Raw genomic sequence first — 14,201 nt, forward strand, 5'->3', positions numbered from 1 at the left:
GCTCAGGCCTGGGCGATGCCGTCGGCGATCGTCGCCAACAGGATCGACACCGAGATCGAACCGGGGTCGCGGTGACCGCGGGCCCGCTCCCCCAGTGACTTGGCTCGTCCGAAGGTGGCGATCATGTCAGCGGTCTCGGCAGAACCCTGCTCGGCCGCCTCGGCGGCGGCCCGGGCTGTGGCCTCGAGCCCGTCACCGACCGCAGCGCGGGCAGCCTCGGCCGCCGGGATCAGCGCATCGAGCATGGTCTTGTGACCGCGCTGTGCCTTCCCCCGTGTGGAGACCTGTTCAGCCGCGACCTCCAGCGCCTGGGCGTAACCCTCGGCGTCCAGCACCTCGGACTTCAGCACCTTCGCCGGGGCCCGGAACATCGTCCCGAAGATGACCCCGGACGCCCCGCCGCTGGTGCCGATCACGGCCGACCCCACGGTCTTGAAGGCGTCGCCGACGGTGCCCAGCTCAGCAGTGCCCAGGGCTTCCTGGCCTGCGCCGAAACCGTTGGCCATGCCCTGCCCGTGGTCACCGTCACCGGTGGCCCGGTCGGCCTCGCCCAGTTCCTCCTTGGCGTCGATGATGGCCTGGCAGGCCGCCAGCAGGACGGTCCTGACCTGTTCCTTGTCGAGTGAATCGGCCATCGCTCAGGCCTGGGTCCACGGCACCGACTCGCACGGAGCGGCGATCAGTTCGGCGATCTCGTCGGTGAGCTTCAGCAACGTCAACGAGAAGCCGGCCATGTCCTGGGAGGTGAACGGTGCGCCGATGTCGGTGCGTTCGACGGTGATGCCCTTCTCCTCCAGCAGCTGGGCGATGCGGCGGTAGACGATCAGCATCTCCATCTGGGTGGTGGCACCGAGGTTGTTCATCAGCACCGCAACCCGGTCACCGGACTCGAACGGCAGGTCGACGAGGATGCGGTTGAGCATGTTCTCGGCGATCTGGTCGGCGGTCTGCAGCTTGGTCCGCTCGACACCGACCTCACCGTGCACACCCAGGCCGATCTCGATCTCGTCGTCGCCGAGCTCGAAGGTGCGCTTGCCGGTGTCGGGCAGCACGCCGGCGCGCAGGGCGATGCCGATGGTGCGGGTGTTGAACTCGACCCGTTCGGTGACCTCAGCGGCCTCGTCCAACGACAGCCCCTTGGCGCAGGCGGCGCCGGCGGCCTTGACCACGTAGTAGGCGCCGCCGATGCCACGGCGACCCTCGCGGTCGTCGGTGGCAACGTCGTCACGCACGAGCACGGTGCGCGACTTCACCCCGTTGTCCTCGGCGTCCTCGGCACCCAGGTCGAAGTTGAGGATGTCACCGGCGTAGTTGCCGTAGACGATCAGCACACCGGCGCCGGCGTCGGCGGCCTCAATGGCCTCCTGCACGTGCTGCGGGGCGGGGGCGGCGAAGATGTTGCCCGAGACGCTGGCGTTGGCCAGGCCCGGTCCGACGAAGGCGCCGTACATGGGTTCGTGGCCCGAGCCGCCGCCGACGACCAGGCCGACCTTGCCCTGTTCGATCCTGGTGCTGCGCACCACCCGGGAGCCCGGGTCACGGGCCAGCAGGCCCTGCGAGATGGCGACGAGCCCATCGAGGGTTTCGTCGACCAGGTCCTCGGGCTTGTTCATGATTTTCTTGACTTGAGCCATGACTACCTCATCGTTGTCAGGGTGGCCGGGAGCACGCCTCACCAGCCCGCACGCGTGTGCGTGGTGTCATTCACGCTACCAGCCGACCCTTGTCCGCGGGAGGGCGGATGGCGAGGGAAATTCGACCCCACCGGGGGGCGATGTTCTCACTCGTCCAGCAACGCGGTGGCCGCCTCCACGAGCCGCTCCAGGCTGCCGCGGACGAAGCCGGCCGGCATGCCGTAGTAGCGGTGGGCGTCTGCGACCTCGTAGCCGCCCAGCGGGTACTCGGGTGCCGAGGGCAGGTAGCCGGGCACCCCGTCGCAGTAGCCCAGCACCATGGTCGGAGCCTCACGCTGCGCGGCCAGGTCCTCGGCGGCGGCCAGGAAGGGTTCCCCGGGCAGCGCGACCACCCGCAGCGACCCCCAGCCCAGCACGGTGACCCGGCCCGCCCAGCTGGTCGGGCAGTCGTCGGGCAGGCTGTCGGCCCACTCGGCCCACACCTGCAGCAGCGTGGCGTGCGGTGGGTCGTCGGCGAGTTCGGCACGCCAGCCCCGGGCCTGCTGGGCGACCCGGGCACGGTCGAGCTCGTCGAGGTCGAGGACGACCCGGCTGCTGCGCACCGGGGTCGGTGCCGGGGCCGACAGCAGGGTGGGTTCGGCGGCCAGCGCGGCCTCCGCGATGCGGTGGCCCACCCGGGCCGCTTCGGCGAAGGTGCGTTGCCCGGCACCGTGCAGGCTGTAGGAGGCCTCGGCGCTGTGCCCGGTGTTGATGTCGCCGGCGGCACCGGTCAGGAACAGGCAGACTCCCCCGCGGTCGGCCTCGACCCGCTGCCGCAAGGGGCCGACGTAATCGGCGCTGACCAGGGTGTTCGAGGCGTCGAGCACGACCGGGTGGCAGGGGTAGCTGACCACGGTCGCGACCCGGGCGCCGGTCAGGTCGTCGAAACTGACCAGGTGCACGGGCGGGTCGATCGAGGCGTCCAGGTGGCGCCGGTTGCGGGCCAGGTCGACCCCGTGGGCCACGGCGTGGGCGGCGGTGGCGGGGGTGGCCCCGGCGGCTGCCCGGGCCACGGTGGCCACCGCGGTCGCGACCATGGCTTCGCGCACCTCGGGGGCGTCCTCACCCACCCGGCCCCCGCCGACGCAGGGCCCGGCGTGGGTGTGGGTGGCCGCGACCACCACTTCGTCGACAGCTCCGGCGGCCAGGGCGGCCTCGCGCACCCGGGCGCAGGTGTCCTCGTGCAGGGTGCAGCAGTCGATCACCACGACAGCGACCCGGTCGACCACCAGTGCGCGCACCGTCATGGGGTCATGCACCCCGGTGGTGCCGCTGGCGCGGGCGGCATATCCCGCCATCGGGGTGCCCGGCGGCACCTCCACCTCACCGGTCGCGGCCCCGACGCGCGGCTGCCAGGTCATCACAGCACCCGCCCACCGGCGACGACCTCGACGACCTTGCCCTGCTCGTCGAGCAGGCACAGGTCAGCCCGTCCGCCGACGCGGAGCCGTCCCGGGCGGGTGCCGCCGAGCTCGGCCACGACTCGTCCGGGGGTGGTGGCCGCCAGGTCGATGACCCGGGCCAGGGAGAAGGGGGTGTTCGCCAGCGCCCAGACGACGCAGTCGGCGAGGTTCACAGCCGCGCCGGCAAGCAGTTCGGTGCCCACGTAGGACAGCCGACCGGTCGGGTCCAACTCGACCTCCCCGCCCACCGCGGTGCGGTAGCGACCCGGGGGTGAGCCGGCCAGTTCCACCGAGTCCGAGACCAGGAATGCGCGCCCCGGCCCGAGCGCTCGGACCATGGCGGTGAAGGTGTCGCCGGGCAGGTGGTGGCCGTCCCCGATCAACCCGCAGGTGAGCCGGTCGTCGGCCAGCTGGGTCCAGATCGGGTTGGGGTGGCGGGCCAGGGTGGCGAAGATGCCGTTGCCGAGGTGGGTCGACAGGCTGGCCCCGGCATCGACGGCGGCGCTGATCTGGTCGGGGGTGGCGTGCGTGTGGCCGATGGCGACCGCGACCCCGTCGGCGACCACGCGGGCCACCTGGTCGGGGGCATCGGGCTGGTGCGGTGAGACGGTGAGGTAGCCCACCGGCCCCTGCGCTGCCCAGCGGCGCACCTCAGCCGCGTCGAGCGGGCGGATGTGGGCGGGGTCGTGCACCCCCCGCGCACCGTCCTGGTCGGAGATGAACGGCCCCTCGACGTGCGCGAACGGGATCGCTGCCGCGATGTCGGGGTCGCACCGCGCCCGGGTGATCGCGGCCAGCCGGTCAATGACCTGCTCCTGCGAGCCGGTGATGACGGTGGGCACCCAGGTGGTGACCCCACGTGAACGCAGGGCCTCGGTGATTCCCACGATGTGCTCGGCTCCGGGGGTCTCGTGGTTGACGTCGAACCCGGCGTAGCCGTTGACCTGCAGGTCGACCAGCCCCGGCACGAGCCACGGCAGGTCACTGCCGCTGTGGCCACGACGTTCGACGGCGCCGATGGTGCCGCGTTCGAGCTGCACCCGGAGGACCTGGCCGGTGGCGGGGTCGCGGCCCTCGACGCGGCGACCCGAGGTGTGTGCACTCACCGTCCCAACATCCCATGCAATCGATTGCATGCCAATCCCCAACGGAAGATCGGCAGCGACATGGGACGCGCGAGGGGCCGCGGGCGGCGGTGGCAGCGCCGGGGGTCAGACCCGCGCGAGGAAGCGCTGGACCGAGGTGAAGAACGGACGACCGTCCAGGCTCGGGCTGGTCAGTTCTTCCATGTTGTGCTCGGGGTGCGGCATCAGACCGACCACGTTGCCACGCTCGTTGGTGATGCCGGCAATGTCGTTGGCCGAGCCGTTGGGGTTGCCGAGGTAGCGGAAGACGACCTGGTTGTTGTCCTCGAGCCGCTTGAGGGTCTCGGCGTCGGCGACGTAGTTGCCCTCGCCGTTCTTCAGGACGATGGTGATCTCCTGGTCCTGCTCGAAGTCGCAGGTCCAGGTGGTGTCGATCGACTCGACCCGCAGCCGCTGGTCACGGCAGATGAACTGGCGGGACTCGTTGCGGATCATCGCGCCGGGCAGCAGGTGTGATTCGCACAGCACCTGGAAGCCGTTGCAGATGCCCAGCACGGGCATGCCCTGGTTGGCGGCGTCGATGACCGAGCCCATCACCGGGCTGAACCGGCTGATCGCCCCGCAGCGCAGGTAGTCACCGTAGGAGAACCCGCCCGGCAGGATGACCGCATCCACCCCGCCCAGGTCGTCGGAGGCATGCCACAGCGGCACCGCCTCGGCCCCGGACAGGGTGACGGCGCGCAGGGCGTCGTGGTCGTCCAGCGAGCCCGGGAAGGTGACCACACCGATCCGGGTCATTGCTGCTGCTCCTCGACGCGCACGACGTACTGCTCGATGACGGTGTTGGCGAGCAGGCGTTCGGCGGCCTCACCGATGCGGGCCAGGACCTCGTCGGTGACCTCGCCTTCGACCTGCACCTCGAAGCGCTTGCCCTGGCGCACGGTCAGGCCCTCGAAGCCCAACCGGGTCAGGGCGCCGGTGACGGCCTTGCCCTGGGGGTCAAGGATCTCGGGTTTGGGCATGACATCGACAACTACGGTGGCCATGGGGCTGATCCTAGCGGTGGGCGCGGTGGGCGTGAACGATTGGCCGACCAGTCGGGCGTAGGCATCGAGGTAGCGCCGGCGGGTGGCGGTGACGACCTCGTCCGGCAGCGGCGGCGGGGGCTGGTCGCCGGCGCGGTCCCAGCCGGACTCGTGGACGAGCCAATCCCGCAGGAACTGCTTGTCGAAACTGTCCAGGCGTTCGCCGGGCTGCCAGGTCGCGGCATCCCAGAATCGGGACGAATCGGGGGTCAGCACCTCGTCGGCCAGCACGATCGTGCCGTCGGGGCGCAGCCCGAACTCGACCTTGGTGTCGGCCAGGATGATGCCGCGTTCGCGGGCAATCCCTTCCGCGCGGCGGTAGATCGCGAGCGTCAGGTCACGCAACTGCTCCCCCAGCTCGGGCCCGGTGACCTGCAGCATCTGCTCGTAGGTGATGTTCTCGTCGTGCTCACCCTGCTCGGCCTTGGTGGCGGGGGTGAAGATCGGCTCGGGCAGCCGGTCACCATCGACCAGCCCGTCGGGCAGCGGGATGCCGCAGACGGTGCGCGACTGCTGGTACTCGGCCCAGCCCGACCCGGTCAGGTAGCCGCGGGCGACGCACTCGACCGGGGCCATGCGCAGCTTCTCGACCACGACCGCGCGCCCGGCGACCCGGTCGGTGACACCGGCGGGCAGGGTGGTCGACAGGACGTGGTTGGGCACCAGGTCAGCCAGTTGCTCGAACCACCACTGGGACATCTGGGTCAGGATCGCCCCCTTGTCGGGGATGCCCGGGGTGAGCACGAAGTCATAGGCCGAGACCGCATCGGTGGCGACCATGAGCATGCGCTCGGTACCGGTCTGCGGGTCGGCGGGCAGCTCGTAGAGCTCACGCACCTTGCCGGAATGGATCAGGGGCAGGTCAAGCAGGGGCACGACCACAGGCTACCGGTCCCCCGCCCCGCCGGGGTCGGGCGCTCAGCGCACGGTCTCCACCTGCCCGGACTCGATGGACCGGTGTATGGCCTCCAGGGTGGCGATCACGTCACGCGAGCTGCGGGCGCTCACCAGTGGTTCACGACGCTCGATGACACAACTGGTCATCTCGTGCAGTGCCGCGGTGACCGCACCCAGTTGCTGGCCGTGCACGTCCATGCCGATCGAGGTGCGCGGGTAGGTGAAGGCCTCCCGGGTGGCCAGGTGCACCTGGTCGTCGACCCTCGGCAGTTGCACGACGCCCGACTCACCGACCACCTCGATGAACGAGTCGGTCATGGTGGGGAAGGTGTCGGGGTAGGTCCAGCAGCTCTCAAAGGTGGCGAACCCGCCGTTGCGGTAACGGACCAGCGCCTGGACCGAGTCCAAGGTGTCGATGCCCCTGGCCTGCAGCACCCCGGTGGCGGCCACCGCGTAGGCCGAGACCGGCTGGTCGTCCATGAACCAGTTGACCAGGTCGATGTCATGGCTCGACAGGAACCAGGCGCAGGTGGTGTCGGCGGCCCAGCCCAGCATCGTGGTCGGCACGAAGATGCGGTCGTTCTTGCGGGCATAGGCCATCCGGGGCCGGCCCAGCGCGCCGGAACGCAGCTGCTGGTGGGCCTGGGCATAGGCGGGGATCCAGCGGTGGTTGAAGCAGGTCATCAACACCCGCCCGGCCTCCTCGGCCACCGCGATCAGGGAGTCGGCCTCGGCCAGCGAGGTGGTCAGCGGTTTCTCGACGAAGACGTCCTTGCCGGCGGCGATGGCGTCAGCGCAGATGGTGTGGTGCAGGTTGTCGGGGGTGGCCACCGTGACGTAGCGGATCGACGGGTCGTCGAGCAGCCGGCGGTAGTCATCGGTGGCGTACCCGCCGTAGCGGGAGCTCAGCTCGTGGGCCGAGTCCAACGGGATCCCGGCCACACCCACCAGGGTGGCACGCGGGTCCATCCGCAAGGAGGCGGCGTGGCTGCGTCCCATGATGCCGGCGCCGATGATGCCGACGCCGACCTGTTCGTGCTCTGCTGTGGGTGCCATTACAGCCACCTGACCCTTCTGCGGTAGCGCTCGATGAACCCGGCCATGTGTTCGTCGCCGCCGGGGGCGTTGCCGCTGCGCCAGATGGTGGGTTCGTGGCCCTGTTCGGCCACGATGGCGATGGCCGTGGCCATGACGGCGTTGATGGCATAGGCATTGGCGAACGTCGAGACCGCCCCGGTGCGCTCACCCACCCCGTCGACCTGCACCAGGGCATCACCGATCGGCACCCTGGTGTCGACATGCACGTCAACCAGGTCGTGCAGGTTGCCCCCGTCGGGGTGCCGCGCCGGGTGGTCGGCGGCAGTGTTCTCGGCGTGCACCCGCGACGAGATGCCGATGGTGGTGACCCCATGCTCCCGGCACCAGCGGGCGGCCTCGATGAGGGCGGTGTTGATGCCGTAGGCGTTGACCAGCACCAGCAGGTCGCCGGGGCGCAGGTTGTCCTGCATCACCACGGTGGCGTAGCCGGGGGTCCGTTCCATGGCCATCGACCGCAGGGCCCCGGACGACAGCAGGGTACCCTCGTCGAGCAGGGCACTGATGTTGGCCAGTCCCCCGGCCCGGAAGAACACCTCCTGGGCGGCGAGGTTGGAATGGCCGCCGGGGCCGTAGACGTGGACCAGTTCGTCGGCGAGTACCTTGCCGGCGACCAGTTGCCCGGCCCGGGCGACGGCCCCGGCCTGGCTGGCACGGATGCCGTCCAGGTGCTCGACCACCGCCAGGAGGTAGCCGGTCAGGATGTCGGTGGCGACCTGTTCGGCGTTCATTGCCGCTCCCCCAGCAGGGCTGCCGCCTCGGCATCGAGGTGCACGTGCAGGTCGGGGTGGTGGCGCAGCGCCGAGGCCGGGCACTGCGGTCCGACGGGCCCAGTCAGCATGTCCTTCACGGCCTGCGCCTTCGCCGCACCCAGCGCCGACAACAGGCAGGTGCGACTGCCGAGCAGGGTGGGCAGCGTGACGGTCAGGGCCTGCTGGGGCACTGATGCCAGGTCATCGAAGAGCCCCTCGTCCACCTGCTGCTGGCGTGAGGCGACCTCCAGGTCGATCAACCGGACCGGCCGGGGGTCGTCGAAGTCGGTGTCGCCGGGTTCGTTGAAGGCGAGGTGGCCGTTGACGCCGACCCCCACGAAGGCCAGGTCGAAGGGCTGGGCGGCCTGCACCAGGGCGCCGTAGCGCTCGGCCTCGGCCACCGGGTCGTCCGCCTGGCTGTCGAGGGCGTGGAACCGGGCGTAGGGCACCGCGTCGAGTCGCTCGAGCAGCCAGCGCGCGAACAGCTGGGGGGCCTGCGGCGGCAGTCCGACGTAGTCGTCCATGTGGAACAGGGTCACCCGGTCCCAGGGCAGGTCGGTCATGGCGACCAGTGCCTCCAGCAGGGGGGCCTGGGATGGCGCCGCGGCCAGCATCAGGGTGCAACTGCCGCGCTGGTCGACGGCCTGGCTGATCGCGGCGGCGGCGAGGTTGGCCGCTGCCCGCCCGAGGTCCTCGTGGCTGTCGAAGACATGCAGCCGGTCGGCGCCGATGCCCGGGTCACTGGATGGGGGATTCACGGTGGTTCTCCTGACTGGAAGGGGCTCGGACCAGGCATGCCACCTGGTGCGCAGGGTCGGTGGGCACCAGGAGGGGGTCGATGTCGGTGCAGTCGGCCACCCGCAGCCGGCAGCGGGGTTCGAAGCGGCACCCGGAATGGGTCAGCGCACCGCGGGACTGCTCGGTGGCGAGTTGTTTGTGCTGGTCGCTGCTGTCCGGACGTCCCAGCTCGGGCACCGCGGCGATCATGCCCTCGGTGTAGGGGTGGACCGGGTGGGCGAGGACCTGCTCGGCGGGACCGGTTTCGACGATGCGGCCCAGGTACATGACCGCGACCCGGTGGGAGATGTAGCGCACCACCGCCATGTCATGGCTGATGAACAGGTACGACAAGCCGCGGGCCTGCTGCAGCCGTTTGAGCAGGTTCAGGATCTGGGCCTGCACCGAGACATCGAGGGCCGAGACCGGTTCGTCGAGCACCAGCACCTGCGGGTCGACCGACAGGGCGCGGGCGATGCCGACGCGCTGCAGTTGCCCACCAGACAGCTCACCGGGCAACCGGTCGAGCATGTTCTTGTTGAGGCCGACCTCTTCGAACAGGGCGGCCACCCGCTCGCGGCGCTCCCGCGCCGGCACCCCGCGCACCCGCAGTGGTTCGGCGGCATTGGCAGCCACGCTCAGGCTGGGGTTCAGTGCGGTGTAGGGGTCCTGGAAGACGACCTGGACGTTGTCGCGCAGGCCGTTCAGCCCGCGGCGGCCCACCTTGGTGATGTCCTGCCCGTCGAACAGGATCTCGCCGGAGGTGGTGTCGGTGAGCCGGACCATGGCGTGGGCCAGGGTCGACTTGCCCGACCCGGACTCGCCGACGACGCCGAGGGTTTCGCCGGGTCGTAGCTCGACGTCGACCTCGTCCACCGCGACCAGCGGCTTGGAGCGACGTGAGAGCCGCAGCCCCTTGCGCCCGAACTCCACCTTGACCGAGCGACCGCTCAGCAGTGGCTCACCCGTGGCTTCGTCCGCCGTGTGTTCGGGGCCGGCGTGGCTGTCGTGGGTTTGCGCGAAGGCGACCTGCCCGGCGAAGTGGCAGGCGGTGAGACGGCCGTCGTGGTCCTCGAGCGGAGGGGTGACCTGGTGGCAGAGGTCCTTGTCCTTGCCAATCGGGCAGCGGGCCGCGAACGGGCACCCCTCCCCCAGCGTGGCGGGGTCGGGCGGACTGCCCGGGATCGGCACCAGTGCGGCGTCCGATTCCAGGCTGGGGTGGCAGCTCAGCAGGCCCTGGGTGTAGGGGTGGCGCGGGTCGGCCAGCACCTCGCTGGTCAGCCCCGCCTCCATCACCCGCCCGCCGTACATCACGACGATGCGGCGGGTGTTCTCGGCCACCACGCCGAGGTCGTGGGTGATCAGGACGAAGGCGCCCTGCAGGTCATTGGCGACCTCGTGGAGCAGCTTCAGCAACTGCGCCTGGATGGTCACGTCGACGGCGGTGGTGGGCTCATCGGCCACCAGCAGCCGGGGTTTGTTGGCGATCGCCATGGCGATCATCACCCGCTGGCACATGCCACCGGAGAACTCGTGCGGGTACTGGCCGGCGCGCCGTTCCGGGTCGGTGATGCCCACCCGGTCAAGCAGGTCGACTGCCTTGGCGCGAGCCTCTGCACGCCCCAGCCCGGGGTCGTGGATGCGCAACGCCTCGGCGATCTGCGCCCCGACCGACATGACGGGGTCGAGGGCGGTGATGGGGTTCTGGAAGACCATGGCCATCTGCTTGCCGAGCAGGCCACGGCGTTGCTTGGCGGGCAGGTCGACCAGGTCTCGTCCGTCGAGCCGCACGGCCCCGTCGATCACGGCACTGGGGCCGAGCAGCCCCAGTGCCGCCAGGAACGACACGCTCTTGCCGGAGCCCGATTCACCGACCACCCCCACCGAGTCGCCGGCCTCCACCCGCAGGGAGACGCCGCGCACGGCCCTCACCTGCGCGTCCCCCGAGGGGAAAGAGACGCGCAGGTCTTCGAGTTCGAACAGGGGCTGGTCGGTCATCGGCCTTCCTCAGAACTTGGCATCGGCGAGCAGCAGGGCGTTCTGGTGGTCGCGACCGACCCCCGTCAACTCCTTCTTGAACATGTAGAGCTGCGGCACGTAGTAGGCGCCGATCGCCCAGCCCTCGTCGACGATGACGTCGTTGAGCTTCTTGTACGCCTCGGCCTGGCCGGCCTCGTCCAGTTCACCGGTGAGGGCCTGGATCGCCTCGACGTAGGGCTGGGGCGGGGTGCCGTCGGGCCACAGCGGGTTGTTCGAGAGCCGGAACAGGCTGTTCTGGGTGATGCGTGGCAGGCTCAACTGCCCGCCGCCCATCTGGCCCAGCACGACACCGAAGTCGCCGGCGACCAACCGGTCCTGGAAGCTGGCCGCATCGACCTGTTCGATGTCCAGGTTGAAACCGACCTCCTGCAGGCTGGACTGGATGATCTGCATCACCGAGATGCTGATCGGGTCGGAGCCGTTGACCATGGCCTTGCCGGACTTCTGGGAGACGCCGCTGATCAGCTCCCGTGCCCGGTCGAGGTCGTAGGCGACGGCATCGTCGTAGGACGAGTCCTGGGCCGGCGAGTTCGGCCCCCACGGCAGGGCGGCGGCGCCACCGAACCCGAAGAGCACGTCGTTGACGATGCGCTCGCGGTCGATCACGTGCCACAGCGCCCGGCGCAGGTTCTTGTCGGTGAACGGGGCGGTCTTGGCCGCGACCCGCAGCAGCATGGTGGCCGAACCCGGGTAGCTGTCCAGGTAGTTGAACTGCTCGCGCAGGCGCTGGCCGTCACGCGGCGGCACGTAGACGGCCAGGTCGAGCGCCCCCGATTCGAGGCCCGACGTGAGCGCCCGGGTGTCGGTGAAGATCCGCAGCTCGATGCGCTGGGTTTCGACCTCACCGCCGTACCAGTCCGGGTTCGCCTCCAGGACGAGGCTCTGGCCGGGCTGGCGTTCCGCGAGGCGGTAGGGGCCGGCGCTGGCCGGTTCGGTGGCCAGCCCGTCGGCGGAGTTGCGGTCGGAGTCGACGATCGGCTGGCCGACCAGCAGGTCCTCGATCAGGCTGGTGGCGGTGGGGCCGGTGAACTTGAGTTCGACGACCCCCTCACCGGGGGTGCTGACCGAGTCGATGATCTGGGATGGGCTGGCCAGGTTGAACCCCGTCTCGGGGTTCTTGGCGCGTTCGAAGGCGAACACGACGTCTTCGGCGGTCATCTTCTTGCCGGTGGTGAAGGTGACGTCGTCACGCAGGGTGAGCGTGCAGGAGGTGTTGTCGGCAGAGATGTCGTAGCCCTCCAGCAGGTCGAGCTGGGGCTTGAGGTCTTCGTCGTAGTTGAGCAGCCACCCATTCAGCAGCCGCAGCACGATGATGGCGTTGGTGGTCTGGGCGTAGGGGTCGAAGTTGAGCACGTCGACCGCCGAGCCGACGACGATGGTGTCGCGGCCCTCGGCTCCACCGGACTCGTCGTCACTGCAGGCTGTGAGCATGGGCCCGGCCACGGCGGCGCCGCCGGCCAGGGTCATCAGGTTGAGTAGTCGGCGTCGCGACATGTTGATGGTCATGGGAGGACTCCTTCGGGGGTCATGAGACACGGACGCGGGGATCGAGGACCGCGTACAGCAGGTCGACGAACATGTTGATGAACACGAAACAGACCACGACGAGCAGCAACGAGCCCTGCACGACGGGGTAGTCACGAGCAACGACCGAGGTGAACACCAGTCGGCCGAGACCGGGGTAGTTGAAGATGGATTCGGTGACGACGGTGCCGCCGACGAAGCCGCCGAGTTGCAGCCCGACGACGGTGACGATGGGCACCAGGGCATTGCGCAGGGCATGGTGGGTCACCACCCGCCACTCCGGGGCACCCTTGGCCCGGACGACCCGGATGTACGGCTCGTGCAGGGCATCCCAGACAGCACTGCGGACGAACCTGAGCAGCACGGCTGCCATGAACAGGCCCAGGGTCAGGGCGGGCAGGGCGGAGTTGCGGATCGCCCTGCCGGGGTCCTCGAAGAAGGGGACGTAGTCGGAATAGGTAGCGAACCACCCCAGTTCCAGCCCCAGCAGCCAGATGAACATGATGCCCAGCCAGAAGCTCGGGGTGGCGAGCAGCACCACCTGCACCACCGAGGTCACCCGGGCGACCACGCTCTTCGGACGCAGGGCCGCGTAGGTGCCCAACGGGATCGCCAGCACCAACCCGATGACCAGGGTGAACCCGATCAGTTGCACGGTCGCGACGAAGCGGGTGCTGAGCAGGTCGATCACGGGCACCTGGAAGGCGAGCGAGGTGCCCAGGTCACCCTGGACCGCATTGCCCAGCCACTTCAGGTACTGGACCACGACCGGCTGGTCGAGACCCAACCGGGCCCGCACCTGGGCCAGCTGCTCGGGGGTGGCATTCGGGCCGGCGATGGTGGTCTCCGGGCTGCCGGGGACGGCGTAGATGATGAAGAACACCGCCACCGATGACAGGAACATGGTGACCAGCAGCTGCAGGAACCGCTTGGCGAGGTAACGAACCATCAGGCCACCACCGCCGATCGACGGGCGGCAGCACCGAACTGCCGCTGCAGGCCACTGCCGAGCAGGTCGAGGGCAACCACGACCACGGTGATCACCAGGCCGATGGCCAGCGCGTACCAGGGGGCGATGAACAGGTTGTCATTGCCGGCGGCGAGCATCGCGCCCAGCGCCGGGTTGGGCGGCGGCAGACCCAGACCGAGGAAGCTCAACCCCGACTCGGTCAGCACGGCCGTCGAGGCGGCCACCACGAACTGCACGGCGGCCCCGCCGAGCGAGTTGGGCAGCACGGTGCGGGCCATGATGTCCGGCGTACTGGCACCTGCGGCGCGTTGGGCGGTCACGTAGCCCCGTTCACGGATGCTGATCACCGCCGCGCGGGTCAACCGGGCATAGGGCGGCACGCCCACCACGGTGAGCGCGATGATCAGCGGGACGAGACCGCCACCCATCACGGCGACCATGACAACGGCCAGCAGCATGGCGGGGAAGGCCAGCACCATGTCCATCAGCCGCATCACGACTGCGTCGACCCAGCCACCGAGGTAGCCGGCGATCAGGCCCAGGAACACCCCCACCAGCCCGGCCAGCACCGCGGTGGCGACCGCCACCAGCAGGGAGGCCCGCAGCCCGTGCAGCACGCGGGAGAAGACGTCTCGGCCCAGTTCATCAGTGCCGAAGGGGTGCGACAGTGAGGGTTGTTGCAGGATGCCGAAGGACTGGTCGAGCGGGGCGTGGGGGGCGATCCAGGGCGCCAACAGGCTCGACAGCAGCAGCACGGCCATCAGACCGGCCCCGAGCGTGCCGGCCCGACTGCCCCTGAACCCGGCGCTACGTCGTACGGTGGACCCGCGTGATGGCACCCAGCACCTCCCCATGTGAGACCTCTGGCTGCAACTGCTGTGCAACCGATTGCATCAATCT

13 protein-coding genes are annotated in these 14,201 nt (G+C 69.9%); all 13 read right to left on the reverse strand.

Annotated elements, in window-relative coordinates; translation table 11 throughout:
- Positions 1 to 2: 2 nt before the first annotated feature.
- The gene (dhaL, locus tag ACQE3C_RS06060; RefSeq protein ID WP_434538283.1) at positions 3 to 635 is read right to left on the reverse strand and encodes a dihydroxyacetone kinase subunit DhaL; all 633 of its coding nucleotides are present in this window, start codon (positions 633 to 635) and stop codon (positions 3 to 5) included.
- A 3-nt stretch (positions 636 to 638) separates the two neighbouring features.
- Positions 639 to 1,634: a dihydroxyacetone kinase subunit DhaK gene (locus ACQE3C_RS06065; RefSeq protein WP_434538284.1), complete on the reverse strand. Its 996-nt coding sequence runs from the start codon at positions 1,632 to 1,634 to the stop codon at positions 639 to 641.
- 146 nt (positions 1,635 to 1,780) lie between these two features.
- Positions 1,781 to 3,034, reverse strand: a complete 1,254-nt coding sequence (locus ACQE3C_RS06070; protein ID WP_434538285.1) for a neutral/alkaline non-lysosomal ceramidase N-terminal domain-containing protein — start codon at positions 3,032 to 3,034, stop codon at positions 1,781 to 1,783.
- Positions 3,034 to 4,182: an N-acetylglucosamine-6-phosphate deacetylase gene (locus ACQE3C_RS06075; RefSeq protein WP_434538286.1), complete on the reverse strand. Its 1,149-nt coding sequence runs from the start codon at positions 4,180 to 4,182 to the stop codon at positions 3,034 to 3,036. The genes ACQE3C_RS06070 and ACQE3C_RS06075 overlap by 1 nt, the downstream gene beginning before the upstream one ends.
- Positions 4,183 to 4,287: 105 nt before the next feature.
- Entirely contained in the window at positions 4,288 to 4,959 is a 672-nt protein-coding gene (gene purQ, locus ACQE3C_RS06080; RefSeq protein WP_434538287.1) for a phosphoribosylformylglycinamidine synthase subunit PurQ, read from the reverse strand.
- Positions 4,956 to 6,128: a phosphoribosylaminoimidazolesuccinocarboxamide synthase gene (locus ACQE3C_RS06085; RefSeq protein ID WP_434538288.1), complete on the reverse strand. Its 1,173-nt coding sequence runs from the start codon at positions 6,126 to 6,128 to the stop codon at positions 4,956 to 4,958. The genes purQ and ACQE3C_RS06085 overlap by 4 nt, the downstream gene beginning before the upstream one ends.
- Positions 6,129 to 6,164: 36 nt before the next feature.
- Positions 6,165 to 7,199 carry a Gfo/Idh/MocA family protein gene (locus tag ACQE3C_RS06090; RefSeq protein WP_434538289.1) on the reverse strand — a complete coding sequence of 345 codons (1,035 nt, stop codon included), beginning with the start codon at positions 7,197 to 7,199 and terminating at the stop codon, positions 6,165 to 6,167.
- The gene (locus ACQE3C_RS06095; protein ID WP_434538290.1) at positions 7,199 to 7,969 is read right to left on the reverse strand and encodes a sugar isomerase domain-containing protein; all 771 of its coding nucleotides are present in this window, start codon (positions 7,967 to 7,969) and stop codon (positions 7,199 to 7,201) included. The genes ACQE3C_RS06090 and ACQE3C_RS06095 overlap by 1 nt, the downstream gene beginning before the upstream one ends.
- The gene (locus ACQE3C_RS06100; RefSeq protein ID WP_434538291.1) at positions 7,966 to 8,748 is read right to left on the reverse strand and encodes a 6-phosphogluconolactonase; all 783 of its coding nucleotides are present in this window, start codon (positions 8,746 to 8,748) and stop codon (positions 7,966 to 7,968) included. Before ACQE3C_RS06100 ends, ACQE3C_RS06095 begins: the two co-directional genes overlap by 4 nt.
- Positions 8,729 to 10,765 carry a dipeptide ABC transporter ATP-binding protein gene (locus ACQE3C_RS06105; RefSeq protein WP_434538292.1) on the reverse strand — a complete coding sequence of 679 codons (2,037 nt, stop codon included), beginning with the start codon at positions 10,763 to 10,765 and terminating at the stop codon, positions 8,729 to 8,731. The genes ACQE3C_RS06100 and ACQE3C_RS06105 overlap by 20 nt, the downstream gene beginning before the upstream one ends.
- Positions 10,766 to 10,774: 9 nt before the next feature.
- Positions 10,775 to 12,313: an ABC transporter substrate-binding protein gene (locus tag ACQE3C_RS06110; protein WP_434538293.1), complete on the reverse strand. Its 1,539-nt coding sequence runs from the start codon at positions 12,311 to 12,313 to the stop codon at positions 10,775 to 10,777.
- 19 nt (positions 12,314 to 12,332) lie between these two features.
- Positions 12,333 to 13,280 (reverse strand): ABC transporter permease, encoded by a 948-nt coding sequence (locus ACQE3C_RS06115; protein ID WP_434538294.1) that lies wholly within the window; start codon positions 13,278 to 13,280, stop codon positions 12,333 to 12,335.
- Entirely contained in the window at positions 13,280 to 14,155 is an 876-nt protein-coding gene (locus ACQE3C_RS06120; RefSeq protein WP_434538295.1) for an ABC transporter permease, read from the reverse strand. Before ACQE3C_RS06120 ends, ACQE3C_RS06115 begins: the two co-directional genes overlap by 1 nt.
- Between the last annotated feature and the right edge of the window lie 46 nt (positions 14,156 to 14,201).

It is taken from the genome of Aestuariimicrobium sp. Y1814 (assembly GCF_050113895.1).
Taxonomy (GTDB): domain Bacteria; phylum Actinomycetota; class Actinomycetes; order Propionibacteriales; family Propionibacteriaceae; genus Aestuariimicrobium.

What these genes read in the sequence shown, in the direction of transcription:
- ACQE3C_RS06065 (WP_434538284.1), bottom strand. Translation starts at nt 1,634, where the DNA reads ATGGCTCAAGTCAAGAAAATCATGAACAAGCCCGAGGACCTGGTCGAC.
- ACQE3C_RS06120 (WP_434538295.1), bottom strand. Translation starts at nt 14,155, where the DNA reads ATGGGGAGGTGCTGGGTGCCATCACGCGGGTCCACCGTACGACGTAGC.
- ACQE3C_RS06115 (WP_434538294.1), bottom strand. Translation starts at nt 13,280, where the DNA reads ATGGTTCGTTACCTCGCCAAGCGGTTCCTGCAGCTGCTGGTCACCATG.
- ACQE3C_RS06095 (WP_434538290.1), bottom strand. Translation starts at nt 7,969, where the DNA reads ATGAACGCCGAACAGGTCGCCACCGACATCCTGACCGGCTACCTCCTG.
- purQ (WP_434538287.1), bottom strand. Translation starts at nt 4,959, where the DNA reads ATGACCCGGATCGGTGTGGTCACCTTCCCGGGCTCGCTGGACGACCAC.
- ACQE3C_RS06105 (WP_434538292.1), bottom strand. Translation starts at nt 10,765, where the DNA reads ATGACCGACCAGCCCCTGTTCGAACTCGAAGACCTGCGCGTCTCTTTC.
- dhaL (WP_434538283.1), bottom strand. Translation starts at nt 635, where the DNA reads ATGGCCGATTCACTCGACAAGGAACAGGTCAGGACCGTCCTGCTGGCG.
- ACQE3C_RS06070 (WP_434538285.1), bottom strand. Translation starts at nt 3,034, where the DNA reads ATGACCTGGCAGCCGCGCGTCGGGGCCGCGACCGGTGAGGTGGAGGTG.
- ACQE3C_RS06090 (WP_434538289.1), bottom strand. Translation starts at nt 7,199, where the DNA reads ATGGCACCCACAGCAGAGCACGAACAGGTCGGCGTCGGCATCATCGGC.
- ACQE3C_RS06110 (WP_434538293.1), bottom strand. Translation starts at nt 12,313, where the DNA reads ATGACCATCAACATGTCGCGACGCCGACTACTCAACCTGATGACCCTG.